A 12,733-nucleotide genomic window follows, 5' to 3' on the forward strand; every position below is an offset into this window, starting at 1 on the left:
TCAGGGCTTGAGCGTGTCCCAGCTTGGCTCGGACATCATGCGCGCCCAGTGGTGGTACATGCCTCGAGCTGCTTCTTCGGCGTAGACGTAAGCTGTCTTGCCTGGGAAATCCGGGTTGCTCTTGTTGGGCACGTTGATGCCCATATGCGCACAAAGGGGAGCGCTCTTGGCCTTGTGGCCACGGAGCCCACGCTGGATTTCGACCCAGTTCTCACCATCGTCCTGCTCAAAGGTACCGCCAGCACTGAAAGTGCGGATGTTCTGGCGGCGAAACTCTTCCTTGATGTCCTCGGGCGCGTCTGCATCGACGACCACGAAGGCCCACACTTCCACTTCATTGGGGCCACGCGGGTGCCACGTGCGGATGGTGTTGATGCCTGGCAGGAATGAACAGGTCGGGAACACTGTCATGTGCTGGCCGAACATGGTTTGCGTCGGCATCTGGTTCAGGCGCTTGGCGGCTTTTTCTGCAGCCGGACCTTCGGTCCAAAATTGGGTGATCTTGGGGCCCATGACGGCCATCAGAATGTCGGGATCGTTGATGTACCAGCCGGTGCCATGCCCACCCCAAGCCGCGCGGAATTGCGCCCCGTTCTTCGGCATTTGAACATCCGTCAATTCCATATTGGGCGGCAGGCTGGCCAAGACTCCCGACACGTGCGACATCGTGCCGGCGTGGTACATGTCGCTGCAGAATTGCTCGGCGGCAAACTTCCAGTTGCAGGGGATGACCCACTTTTGCATGCCGCCGACGACGGTGGTGCCGGCTTCGGTGCGGTCGAGCATCACGTCCATGTAGGGCATGGCGTCGCTCAGGTAGGTCTTGAGGTCAGGGGCCTCGGCGTCCCAGTTCGCGAAGATCAGGCCCTTGTAGGTTTCCACGCGCGCTTGCAGCGGGCCCCAGTCGGCTTTGTCGAAGCCGCAGTCGCCTTCTTTTTGATCGCAGAAAGCCTCTTTTTCGTAGGGCACGTTGACCAGGTTGCCGGCGATGTCATACGCCCAGCCGTGGTAGGTGCAGGTGAAGGCCTTGGCATTGCCCGCGTCGGAGCGGCAAATGCGCATGCCACGGTGGCGGCACTGGTTCAGGAAGACTTTGATGCTTCCGTCCTTTTGCCGCACCATGATCACAGGGTCTTCGCCCATGTAGGTGGTCAGGTAGTCCCCGGTCTTGGGGATGTGGGCTTCATGCCCGAGCAGCAGCCAAGAGCGCGCAAAGACGCGCTCGAGCTCAATCTCGTAGAGATCCTGGTCTGCGTAGATGCGCGGGTCGAGCAAGCCCTTGTCTTGATCGACCAGTGCGCGGATGGCTTCGTCCGTCCAGCGACGCTTGAACGTCAGCGGCACGGCTTGCACTTCGCGTTCCGAATGTATTCCCATGATGTATGTCTCCTACAGTATCCAATCTGCCCACATTAAAAAGGTCCGGTATGCGCGTGCCATCACCGGGCCGCCTTCAACACTGCACGTTTGGCGCACAGGGCCCAAATGATCCACGCGGGATGGATCACCAGAGTCGTCAACCCGAATGCCGTCGCCAGGTGGCTCCAGGTGATGCTGTAAAAATCCCACAAGCCATCGACCACCTCGGTGGCGATGACGATGTCGAACACGGCCAGGTAGCGCTGCGGGTCGCGCGCCCCCCACAAGGCCACGATGCCGATCGCGCCGAGCTGCAGGCCCACGACGGCCCAGGCGTCACTGAGCAGCCGAAAGGCGGGTGTGGCTGCGTCAGGAACGAAGCCGGGGTACATCTGGCTGAACAGCGAGGCCGAGGCAAACGGCAGCGTGCCCAGCAGGTTCGCCAGGTAAAAAAGACCCAGCACCCACAGAAAAATGCGTCCTTGTTTCACGCGTGCTCCTTGAGGATGTCATCCCGCTTCGCTGGAAACCGGCTGGGCGTGGATGCGCTCATGCTCTTTGGCCTTGAGCAAATCGAGCGCCACGTCCACGATCATGTCTTCCTGGCCGCCCACCATGCGGCGCTTGCCCAGCTCGACCAGAATGTCCACGGCCTTGAGGCCGTACTTCTTGGCGGCCACTTCGCTGTGGCGCAGGAAGCTGCTGTACACGCCGGCGTAGCCCAGCGCCAGGGTTTCGCGGTCCACGCGCACGGGACGGTCTTGCAGGGGGCGCACGATGTCGTCGGCAGCGTCCATCAGCTTGTACAGGTCGGTGCCGTGGTTCCAGCCCATGCGGTCGGCGGCGGCAATGAACACTTCCAGCGGCGCATTGCCAGCGCCCGCGCCCATGCCGGCCAGGCTGGCGTCCACGCGGTCGCAGCCTTCTTCCACGGCCACGATGCTGTTGGCCACGCCCAGGCTCAAGTTGTGGTGGGCGTGCATGCCGGTCTGGGTTTCGGGCTTGAGCGTGTCCTTGAAGGCGCGGAAGCGGTCGCGCACATCGTTCATGCTGAGTGCACCTCCCGAGTCCACCACATAGCACACGGTGGCGCCGTAGCTTTCCATGAGCTTGGCTTGTTCGGCCAGGCCCTTGGGGGTTTGCATGTGGCTCATCATCAAGAAGCCCACGGCTTCCATGCCCAGGTGGCGGGCGTATTCGATGTGCTGGCGGCTGATGTCGGCCTCGGTGCAATGCGTGGCCACGCGCACGATGCGCGCGCCGGCGTCGTAGGCGGCTTTCAGGTCGTGCACGGTGCCGATGCCGGGCAGCAGCAGCGTGGCGATCTTGGCGTGCTTGACGACGCTGGCCACGGCCTCAATCCACTCGATGTCGGTGTGCGCGCCAAAGCCGTAGTTAAAGCTGCCGCCTTGCAGGCCGTCGCCGTGGGCGACTTCAATGGAATCGACTTTGGCATCGTCCAGCGCCTTGGCGATTTGCTTGGCTTGTTCAACGCTGTACTGGTGGCGGATGGCGTGGCTGCCGTCGCGCAGGGTCACGTCGGAGATGTAGATTTTTTTGTCCATGGTGCTTCTCCTTAGGCAGCCAGCATGCGGGTGGCCATGTGCTCTGCGGTGCGCAGGCCGGCGCTGGTCATGATGTCCAGGTTGCCGGCGTAGGCGGGCAGGTAGTGGGCTGCGCCTTCGACTTCCAGGAAGATGGAAGTCTTGAGGCCGCTCATGCGCGGGCCCACGCCGGGGATGTTGATGGGGTGGCTGGCTTCGATGCGATCGAACTGCACCTTTTGCTTGAGGCGGTAGCCGGGCACGTAGGCCTGCACGTCGGCGGCCATGCGCTCGACCGATTCGGCAATGGCGTCTTCCGAAGCGAAGTCGCTCAGGGTGTACACCGTGTCGCGCATGATGAGCGGGGGCTCGGCGGGGTTGAGCACGATGATGGCTTTGCCTTTGGCGGCGCCGCCCACCACTTCAATGGCTTTGGAGGTGGTTTCGGTGAACTCGTCAATGTTGGCGCGGGTGCCGGGGCCGGCGCTTTTGCTGGAGATGGAGGCGACGATTTCGCCGTAATGCACCTTGGCAACGCGCGACACCGCAGCCACCATGGGGATGGTGGCCTGGCCGCCGCAGGTGACCATGTTCACGTTGAGCGCATCGAGGTGGTCTTCGCCGTTCACCACAGGGATGCAGTAGGGGCCGATGGCAGCGGGCGTGAGGTCAATCATGCGGATGCCGGGCTTGAGCGTGCGCAGGAAGGCATCGTTCTTGACGTGGGCGCCGGCGCTGGTGGCGTCGAACACGAAGTCGATGTCTTTGAACACATCCAGGCGCGTGAGGCCTTCCACGCCCTCGTGCGTGGTGGCCACACCCATACGGGCGGCGCGGGCCAGGCCATCAGACGCTGGGTCGATGCCGACCATGGCGCCCATTTCGATGTTCTGGCCGTGGCGCAGGATCTTGATCATCAAGTCGGTGCCGATGTTGCCGCTGCCGATGATGGCGGCCTTGAGTTTGCGGGCCATGGTCATTCCTTCGCGAAGACAGCGGTTACCGAACCCAGTCCGGCGATGCGCACATCGAAGACGTCGCCTCCCGCCACGGGCACCATCGGCCCCAGCGCACCGGAAAGCACGGTGTCACCAGCACGCAGAGGACGACCGGCCCGAGCCATGACCTTGGCCAGCCAGAGCATCGCGTTGAGCGGCGAACCTAGGCAGGCCGAACCCACGCCGGAAGACACCGGCACGCCTTGCCGCTCCATCACCATGCCTGCCTGACGCGCATCGAAATCGCACAGCCGCTTTGGCGTGGAACCCAGTACGTACAGGCCCGACGAGGCGTTATCGGCAATGGTGTCGGTGATGCGGATGTCCCAGCTGGCTATCCGCGAACCCACGATCTCGATCGCCGGAACCGCGAACTCGACGGTGCGAAAGAGATCTGCCACCGTCAGTTGATCGCCTTCAAGGTCACGGCCGAATACAAAGGCGATCTCGGCCTCGACCTTGGGCTGAAGCACGTCCTTGAGGGAGATCTCCTCACCCTCGGTGCGTGCCATGTCGGCGAACAGCATGCCGTAGTCCGGTTGTCCAACCCCGAGCTGCTTCTGGACGGCTAAGGAGGTCAGTCCGATCTTGCGCCCCAACAGGCGTCGCCCCGCTGCCAGCGCCCGTTGGGTATTGATCTCCTGCACCGCGTAGGCCGCCTCGAGATCCTTCTCTCCGATCAGGTTGCGTACTGGCGCCACGGCCACCCCGGTCCGGGCGGCCTCGTACAAAAGGTCGGCGGCTTCACTTGCTGCGCTGGTCGACACCGGATCTAGTTTTCTCATTCGACATTTCTCCTGGGTTCATGTTTTCTGCGATTTCCGTGTGTGCTGCTCCGTCGCAGATCACTGTCATGTGGTTGCATGAATGAGCACCTAAGGTGCAAAATTGCCCCGCGCAAAAACATCTTTGTTTTCATAAAAAATCGTCTATTAGAAAAAAAACGACATTTTTCTAAGGCTAATTTTAGAAACGTGCCGCACTTTCAAGTATTAGTGTTTTCCCGCGCTACAGCCTTTCACTCCGCGCCGCGCACTGATCGGGACCAGACGCTGAGCCTGCGTTGGCCCTGCAGTAGGGGCTGCAGCACTTCACGCCGCCTTTGCGTCTAAGGCGGCGCAATGTGCCCGTTGTCGTGGTGGTCGATCATCTCGGACTGGCCTATGGTGGGTGCACGTGGAGCGGGCCTGCGGTCTGCGGCGTCACGCAGACCGGGCTTGCCGCGTCAGTCCTTGATCGCACAATGGCGGCAACAACCAAACAAGGAAACCGAAGACAATGACACAGCAAGATCAAGCATTTCTGACGCGATTGGTTGCGTCAGCAAGGTTGGCCGAAGGGCCACTGGCAGAACCCGATGTCGGGCCGAAAGAGAAGAAGGCCGCAACTGCCATCGAGTCCACCTACGCAACGCTCCGTGACTGCATCTTGAGGGGAAGCCACCCCCAAGGCTCAAGGCTCCACCTCGAAACACTCAAGTCATCACTGGGTGTCAGCGGCAGCACTCTGCGGGAAGCATTGACGCGCCTGGTTGGAGACCGTCTGGTCGTCGCCGAAGGGCAGAAAGGGTTCAAGGTGGCCCCGATGTCGCTTTGCGATCTCGATGATCTGACGAGCGCGCGCATCACCTTGGAAACCACCGCCATCGTCGAGAGCATCAACCTCGGTGGGGGCGACTGGGAAGACCAACTCGTCATCAGCTTCCGTCGACTGGCGAGAGCGCAGGAGCGAGTTGAAGCCAATCCTGCAGAGGCCTTCGATGCATGGGAAGCGAGGAATCAGGAATTCCACAACGCACTCATGGCCGCCTCTCCGTCCAAATGGCTCGCGAACTTCAGAGAAATCCTGTTTCACAACTCCGAGCGCTACCGCAGGTTGTCCGGCACGCAAGGCCCAATTTCCGTTGAGGTGCACGAGGAGCACAAGACAATCTTCGAGGCGGCGATAGCCCGCGATGCAAATCAGGCGGTTTCGGTCCTTTCGCAGCACATTCGGCGCTCCGCCAATGTGATTCGAGCCAATGGGTTGCTGAGAGAGGCCTGACCTCGACCCGTTTCCCCAAGGACTGGAACCTATTGATCCGGCATCAATGAAGTTGAATCAAGCGGCATAGCGAACCGGCTCATGCTGGAAGTACTTGCGGATCCTCTCGGGCTGACGCTGCACACTGCGTAGATGGCGTGCAGTCGCCTTGACCAACTGCAGCTTGGTGCGTGCAGGTGCCAGTTTCGTGACCGCCTGCTTGATGTCAGCGTTGGCCATTTCATCGGGGTTCAGTTCCGGGCTATAGCTTGGCAAATAGAACACCTCAATCGCATCGACATGCTCGGCCAGCCAGGCCTTCACAGGCTTGGCGTGGTGCACCCGCAGGTTGTCCAGGATCAGAAACACCTTCTTGGTGGCGCCCTTGATCAGCCTGCGCAGGAAGTCGATCAGGATCTTGGTGTTGATCGCGCCTTCAAAGATGCGCCAGCGCATCTGGCTCTTGTTGGTGACGGTGGAGATCACCGACAGGCCGTGGCGCTTGTTGTTGACCCGGATCACCGGCGTCTGGCCCTTGGGGGCAAAGCCGCGACCGCGTACATCGTCACTGCGCAAGCCGCTTTCGTCTCCCCAATGGATCTCGGCCCCCTCGGCCTTGGCCCGTGCCGCAATGATGGGGTAATCCTCTTCGTGCCACTTCTTGACTGCAGCGGGCGATTGTTCGTAGGCCTTCTTCATGGGCTTTTGCGGGGTGAAGCCCCAGCGGGCCAGATACTTTCCCATGGTGCGCACTTGCAGCTTGACGCCAAAGTGCTGCTCGATCAACTGCGCCACAGCCTGCCGTGTCCACAGTGCATAAGGCATCTTGAGCTGATCGGGCGTCTTGTCCATGATCAACTTCTGAACCCGTGCCTCTTGCTCGGCGCTGAGCAGCCGCTTGTCGCCCAATTGGCGTCCGCCCGGGGCATCTTGCAGCGCATCCGCACCGTGCTGTTCATGGCGCTTGCAAATGTTGAATACACCGGTCTTGCTCAACCCTGTCAGCTGAGCGATCTCCTCAAGCGTATGGCCCGCTTTGCGTAGTCGGATGACCTGTACACGACGCTCGTGGCGCGCTGGTCTTGGCAAACTTCTCATGTCTGTTGCGTTCATCACTGAACTGATGATGACAGACTCTAAAAGTTCAAATTAATTAAGGCCGGATCAATAATGGGCTTCGACTTCACCGCCTCAACTGATTGCTGGTCCGCGTGTACGCCCAATCTCCCAAGACACCCCGCCACCGTGCACAGTGGCCGCGAGTTGCTGCCCCAGCCACTGTTCGATGACGGGTTTCCAAGGAACGAGCGTGAAACCTAAGCCGTCGTCCAGCATGGCGAAGCGCCCGCTGGTGAGCATGATGGAGCGCCGATAGATGCCGATCACACGCTGCCCGTTAGCCACCGGGTGATGTTCCAGGCCAGTGTCAGCTGCAATGTCCATCGCGGCTTGGGTCAGTTCCCGGTTGCGCAGCGTACCCAGCAGATTGCGCGCAAGGATCACGCGCTGCCCGTGTCGCTCGGCCAGCCCCTGTTCGGCCAGGAAGTCGGCGCGCTGCTGCATCGCCTGCTTGGCCTCTGCGCCAAAGCCCAGGTTGCCTAGGCTTGAGCCGCCACCGATCAACTGCTGGTCGAGCCAGGTGGCACCGATCACGCGGGCCTGCCGCTCGATGGGCAGGTGCGATTTCAGCTCCACGGCCACGCCGCCCAGGCGCTGCGCGTCGTAGCGCCGGCCCTGCTCGGGCAGATCGCCCGGCACCTTCCATAGTCCTTCGGCCACTCGCTCCACGATGCCCGCCCGGCGCAGGGCTTCCAGGCGGCGGACGTGGGCCGCCACGACCTCCCGCGGGTCGCCGCTCGGTACGGCCTGGCCCTGCGCCACGGCCAAATGATGATCGGTGCGGTACAGGCCATCGCTCGCCAGCGCGGCGATGTTCCTGTCGGCCGCGCGCACGTCGGCCGATCCCTTCACCTCTACCACGGCCCCGGTCGGATAGTTCGCCAGCTCGTCGCGGGCGTTGAGCGCGACGTAGTGCGCCTTGCCGTCCACGCCGTCGATGACCAGAAAGCCCCGGTCGCGCAACTCGTCGGCCAGCCCCTTCGCGGCCACGCGCCCGAGGATGGTTCGGCCATCGTCTCCCGGCTCGAACACCGCCAGCTCGCGCGGCTCGCCGCGCATGGCCCGCTGCATGGTGCGGATGATGTCGCCGCGCTCGCCCAGGGCGCGCAGGGTCTTTTCCGCATCGGCATGGACAGCCCAGGTGCCCGGCTGCGTCTCGTCGGCCAGGCCCAGGCGCTGCAAGCGTTGAAGGCGGCCGATCAGCAACAGGCGCTGGCGCCGCAAGCGGGGTTCGTTGAGCCGTTCGACATGCACCAGGCCATCGCCGCCGGCCTCGCCCATTTCACGTTTGAGGGTGCGATCCAGGCTCGTCCACCGCTCTTGTTCCACCTCGCGTCCCAAGGTCTGCTGAATCTCCAGCTCGGTGCGCGGCCCCAACCATTCGGTCGCCAGCTCGGCGGCCCGGTGGCGGAAGCCATCAGCGATGTAGTCGCCCGCGATGATGAGGTCTTTGCCGGTGTCGTCGCGCCCGCGCACGACGATGTGCGTGTGCGGGTTGTCGGTGTTCCAGTGGTTGACCGCCACCCAATCAAGGCCGGTGCCCAGGTCGGCCTCCATGCGGCCCATGAGGTGCCGCGTGTAGGTGCGCAGCTCTTCCAGCTCTGCGCCGTCCTCGGGCGAGAGGATGAAGCGGAAATGGTGCCGGTCGTCGGCGCAGCGTTCCTTGAAGGTGTCGAGGTCGGCGGCGTCGGTCTGCGGCCCGTAGGCTTGGCCCGGCTCGCCGTCACGGCCTACGCCGTCGCGCTCGATGTAGCGCAGGTGCTTGGCGAGCGATTGCGGGCTGGCCCGTTGGTGATTGACCAGCAAGGTCTTGATGGTCACGCGCCGCGACATGGGCGTCAGCTTTGCCCCGGCGAAGCGCGCCGCCGTGTGGCCGCGCCCGAGGCGCGAGCCGGGCCGCTGGCCGGTGCCGCGCGCCGATGCCGGACGGCGCACCGTGGACTTGCCGCTGCTGGCCTTGCCCGCCTGCTTGAGCACCTTGGAAACGAAGCTCTGCCCCTGGCCCTTGCCCCGGTTCTTCGGGGCGCTGGGGCGCACGCGGAAATCGTCGTCGCGGCGGTCGCTCATGGCTGCGCTCCCTGCAAGCTCTGGCGTGTCCTGTCGTGCGAAGCACGCGGACATGCTCGTATCGGCGCGGGCCTCGCCCCATACGCGGCACGGCGGCGAAGCCGCTGCGTGCCGCGCCACCCCCACGTGCAGACTGGCTTTCGACGCGGCCCGGTGCTGCGTCCTTTTGTCTTGCCTTCCGCCTTTGCCCCTCGCTGGCGCTCCGGGCAGCGGCGGCCCGGCGGCGCTGCTGCGCGAGCAGCCAGCGCGCCGGCGAACGCAGCGACGGCCATAGGCCGGGCGCGTTCGAGGCAAGACGCCTGCACGTTGGATGGCTGCGCCGAAGGCAGCGCGAAGTGCGGCGCGGATGCGCTCGCACTGCACGCGCGACGACACGCGGAACGCCACCGGATCGACACGCCTGATAGCACGATGATGCGCAGCGAATCGGCGGCGATCATGGGTGCTTCTCCAGCCAGACCGGGTGCGCGACGCCGATCACGGCGGACGCCCGCACCGGCCCGAAGTACCGGCCATCGAACGATGCCGCGTTGGTCACGCTCAACAGGAACAGCTCGCCCGGTTCGAGGCGGCGGCACTGCTGCCAAGATGGCAGCGGCCGGCCCCAGCGGTCGGCGCGCAGCACGGCGGCCGAAGGCACGCCGTCGATGCGGACGATGCCGCCAGCGATGCACACCTCCTGCGGCGCGACGGCCCCCACGCGCTTGAGCAGCGGCACGTCTGCCGGCAGGTAGCCGCGTCGCGCGGCCAGCGCGGCGGCATCTGGCGGCAGCGAGGCCAGGACGATGCTGCCCACGGACAACGGGAGTGGCGGCGAGCCGGGCCGATGGCGCAGCGGATCGACGCGATACCAGCCCACGGGAACACTGTCGGACGGGTTGTAGATCAGGCGCGGGAATGGATGCACGAAGGACGCCCAGGCCAGCGCAGCGAGGCCGCAGGCGGCGAGGCCCGCGAGTACGATGCGAGCGCGCAAGCGCGAGCGCGAGCGAGTGTGCGAGCGAGGACGCGGCGCAGGGCCGCCGGTGGAAACGGCGGTCATGGCAGCGCCCTTTCGGTCAGCCAGGCGGCGTGCCGCTCGGCGGTGTATTCGGGCAGCGGCAGGCGCGCGGCGAGCCGGTTGGCGAGCGTGCGCCAGTACGCGGGCGAGGCATCGGCCGGTGCGATGCCGCGCGCCTCGATGGCGTCGATGCGTTCCAGCACGGCGCGCACTTGCCCGTCGCCCTCGGCGTGCAGCAGCAGGCACGCGCCCGGCTGCACGCCTGGGATGCGCTGCGCCGCGTCCAGCGAGGTGCAGGCTTGCATCACCATGAGCTGCCAGCGGATCGTGCCGTAGTCGTTGGCCTGCCAGCGGATGCGGCACAAGACCGCGTTCGGCAGGAACACGGCGCAGCGCCGCCAGCGGTCGAGCTGGTGCGTGCGCGCGGGTTCGCCGAAGCGCAGGTAGAGCTTGAAACGGGCCTCGATGTAGGCCAGCGCCACGCGCGTCAGCGGCGCGCTGGCGGGCTGGCCGGAAGGCGCGACAGGTGCAGCCGTGGCCGCGACAGCGGCAGGCGCGGCGGCTGGTGCAGTGGATGCGGTCAAGGTGTGTTCTCCCTGCGTTGTTCGGGAAACTCCCGCTCCAGCAGGCCGCGCAGCAGGTCGGCCACGGTCACGCCTTGCGTGAAGGCCGATACCTTGATGCGCGAGCGCATGGCGGGCGTGATGTCGAGGGTGAGGCGGGCCGTGTAGAGGTCGCCTTTCTGGAGGTCGTCGGCGCTGCCCTGGCGAATCCACGCCTCGGCGTGAGGATTCGCGGGCGGGCGCGCGCCGATGCCGACGCGCTTGCCTGCGCGTTTGCTGCTGGACGTGTTGCCGTTGCTCATGCCGGCCACCGCAGAAGTTCGTCCACCAGGGCGGTGATTTCGCGCGCGGCAGCGCTGTCTGGTGCCGTCTCGCGTGCAAGCCGGCCAGCGGCCACGCTGTCGGCGAACACGATGCGCTGATGCACTTCCGCGCGCAGCGCAGGAAGCGGCTGGTCGGCGAGCGCCTGGCGCGCTTCGCGCCCGATCACCGTGGTGCTGACGCGCCGATTGATGACGAAGGCCGCGCGCAGCGCAGGCCGAAAGACTTGTGCCTCACGGATCAGCGCCACCATCTCGGCGCTGGCCCACAAGTCGTAGGGGCTGGGCTGCACCGGGATCAGCACGCGCTCGGCCGCCAGCAGCGCGGAGCGCGCCAAGGCGGCGATACGCGGCGGGCCGTCGATGACGATGTGATCTGCCCGCCTGGCAAGCTCTGGCGCTTCCTGGTGCAGCGTTTCGCGGGCAAGGCCCACGGCGCTGAACAGCCGTGGCAAGCCTTGCTGGCTGCGTCGTTGCGTCCAGTCCAGCGATGAACCCTGCGGGTCGGCGTCCAGCAGCACGACGTGCTGACCGCGCATCGCCAGCTCGCCGGCGATGTGGGTGGCGAGCGTGGTCTTGCCCACGCCGCCTTTCTGGTTGAGCAGCGCGACGATCATGGCCTGGCCCTCCGTGTTGGAAAGCCCGGCTGTTGCCGCTGCGCTGGTGGCTGCACGGCGGTTGTCCACCGTGGCGCGGCGCTTCTACTAACCGTTAGAGAATTTAAGTTAGGGAAGTTAAGGGAGGCCGAAACCCGCGCCGCTATTGGGTTTGCGGGCGATCCGTACTCCTGATAGCACGATAGTCGTACTCCCGATAGCACGATACCCTGTACTCCTGATAGCACGAGCCCATTCACCGCTTTTCCCGCAGTTATCCCCGTGCCGTGAACGGCACGGGCCGGAAGGTCAGCAGCTCGACCCCATCGCCCGGCATCCGCTCGATGCCCAGGACGTAGCCGGGCAGCGACTGCCGCGCAACCAATGCGCGCAGGTCGTAGGCGAAGTCCGAAAAGCGCGTGGTGCTGCCAGATTTCCGATACAGGTGCCGGAAATCGAACTGCCAGCCGTGTTGCTGCCGCCCGCCGTGCTTGCGCACCAGCCGGTACAGCCACCGCTCGATGCCGCCCGTGAGCCGGAAATACGCCGGGTCGATGGTCAGCACCAGGGCGGCATCCATCACGCCCGCATAGAACCAGTCCGGCAAGATCAGCTCCAACCCCAAGGGCGTGCCCTTGGCATCGGCCAGCTCCTTCCATTCGTTGATCCACGAAAACCGATGCAGGCGCCTTCCCGTGGTTTCGCGGATGGACGTGGCCACCGTGGTCGATTGCAGGCGATCCAGGGCCGCTTTGAGGCGCTGGTAGTCGCGTAGCGACGTACCGCGCCCGATGAACCGCAGGATCTCGTAGGGCGTGGCCTGCATCAGCCGCGACGGCCGCAGGCCCGCGTCGCGGGCTTCCACAATCTGCGAGGCCGCCCAGATCAGAATGTCGGCATCCCAAATCGTGGCGATGCCATGCTCGGCCGTGCCCTCCACGCGGATCGTGACGTTGCCGCTGTGAAAGTCGATCGGCGCGATGCGCCGCGACTTCGCCAGCGAGAAGAACGGAAAGGCCATCAAGTCCTGGCTGTCGCGCGGCGCCATGTCGCCCGGCAAAGCGCGGAACAGGTCGAGCTGTTCGCGTTCTTGCGAAGGCCGCTGCCGGGACGGCAGCGAGGAACTGGACATGGCGATGGCCTGG

General features: G+C 64.7%; 13 protein-coding genes. 1 reads left to right on the forward strand and 12 read right to left on the reverse strand.

The window, feature by feature from the left end; all coding sequences use genetic code 11:
- From O987_RS08065 to todJ, 5 genes are all read right to left on the reverse strand, one after another.
- On the reverse strand, nucleotides 1–1,377 hold the full coding sequence (locus tag O987_RS08065) for an SRPBCC family protein (RefSeq protein WP_043371571.1): 1,377 nt from the start codon (nucleotides 1,375–1,377) through the stop codon (nucleotides 1–3).
- A 62-nt stretch (nucleotides 1,378–1,439) separates the two neighbouring features.
- Nucleotides 1,440–1,850: a BphX family protein gene (locus O987_RS08070; RefSeq protein ID WP_043371573.1), complete on the reverse strand. Its 411-nt coding sequence runs from the start codon at nucleotides 1,848–1,850 to the stop codon at nucleotides 1,440–1,442.
- Between the two features lie 18 nt (nucleotides 1,851–1,868).
- Complete coding sequence (gene dmpG / locus O987_RS08075) at nucleotides 1,869–2,924, reverse strand: 4-hydroxy-2-oxovalerate aldolase (RefSeq protein ID WP_043371577.1); 1,056 nt, start codon at nucleotides 2,922–2,924, stop codon at nucleotides 1,869–1,871.
- An 11-nt stretch (nucleotides 2,925–2,935) separates the two neighbouring features.
- A complete protein-coding gene (locus O987_RS08080) occupies nucleotides 2,936–3,877 on the reverse strand; it encodes an acetaldehyde dehydrogenase (acetylating) (RefSeq protein WP_043371580.1) in 942 nt (313 codons plus the stop codon).
- A 2-nt stretch (nucleotides 3,878–3,879) separates the two neighbouring features.
- On the reverse strand, nucleotides 3,880–4,686 hold the full coding sequence (todJ, locus tag O987_RS08085) for a toluene degradation hydratase TodJ (RefSeq protein ID WP_046196316.1): 807 nt from the start codon (nucleotides 4,684–4,686) through the stop codon (nucleotides 3,880–3,882).
- 493 nt (nucleotides 4,687–5,179) lie between these two features.
- Here todJ and O987_RS08090 point away from each other — a divergent pair, with 493 nt between their 5' ends.
- The gene (locus tag O987_RS08090) at nucleotides 5,180–5,944 is read left to right on the forward strand and encodes an FCD domain-containing protein (protein WP_051962150.1); all 765 of its coding nucleotides are present in this window, start codon (nucleotides 5,180–5,182) and stop codon (nucleotides 5,942–5,944) included.
- Between the two features lie 57 nt (nucleotides 5,945–6,001).
- Here the strand turns inward: O987_RS08090 and O987_RS08095 are convergent, their stop codons facing one another.
- From O987_RS08095 to O987_RS08125, 7 genes are all read right to left on the reverse strand, one after another.
- Nucleotides 6,002–7,036 carry an IS630 family transposase gene (locus tag O987_RS08095; protein WP_080731480.1) on the reverse strand — a complete coding sequence of 345 codons (1,035 nt, stop codon included), beginning with the start codon at nucleotides 7,034–7,036 and terminating at the stop codon, nucleotides 6,002–6,004.
- Between the two features lie 78 nt (nucleotides 7,037–7,114).
- Entirely contained in the window at nucleotides 7,115–9,109 is a 1,995-nt protein-coding gene (locus tag O987_RS08100; RefSeq protein ID WP_043371589.1) for a relaxase/mobilization nuclease and DUF3363 domain-containing protein, read from the reverse strand.
- A gap of 436 nt (nucleotides 9,110–9,545) precedes the next feature.
- Nucleotides 9,546–10,151, reverse strand: a complete 606-nt coding sequence (locus O987_RS08105; protein ID WP_043371591.1) for a S26 family signal peptidase — start codon at nucleotides 10,149–10,151, stop codon at nucleotides 9,546–9,548.
- Nucleotides 10,148–10,693, reverse strand: a complete 546-nt coding sequence (locus O987_RS08110) for a DUF2840 domain-containing protein (protein WP_043371593.1) — start codon at nucleotides 10,691–10,693, stop codon at nucleotides 10,148–10,150. Before O987_RS08110 ends, O987_RS08105 begins: the two co-directional genes overlap by 4 nt.
- Nucleotides 10,690–10,974, reverse strand: coding sequence for a hypothetical protein (locus O987_RS08115; protein ID WP_043376243.1), 285 nt, complete (start codon nucleotides 10,972–10,974; stop codon nucleotides 10,690–10,692). The genes O987_RS08110 and O987_RS08115 overlap by 4 nt, the downstream gene beginning before the upstream one ends.
- Nucleotides 10,971–11,609: a ParA family partition ATPase gene (gene parA, locus O987_RS08120; RefSeq protein WP_043371595.1), complete on the reverse strand. Its 639-nt coding sequence runs from the start codon at nucleotides 11,607–11,609 to the stop codon at nucleotides 10,971–10,973. The genes O987_RS08115 and parA overlap by 4 nt, the downstream gene beginning before the upstream one ends.
- Nucleotides 11,610–11,862: 253 nt before the next feature.
- Complete coding sequence (locus O987_RS08125) at nucleotides 11,863–12,720, reverse strand: replication initiator protein A (protein WP_043371598.1); 858 nt, start codon at nucleotides 12,718–12,720, stop codon at nucleotides 11,863–11,865.
- Nucleotides 12,721–12,733 lie beyond the last annotated feature (13 nt).

This window comes from Comamonas testosteroni TK102 (genome assembly GCF_000739375.1).
Classification (GTDB): domain Bacteria; phylum Pseudomonadota; class Gammaproteobacteria; order Burkholderiales; family Burkholderiaceae_C; genus Comamonas; species Comamonas brasiliensis.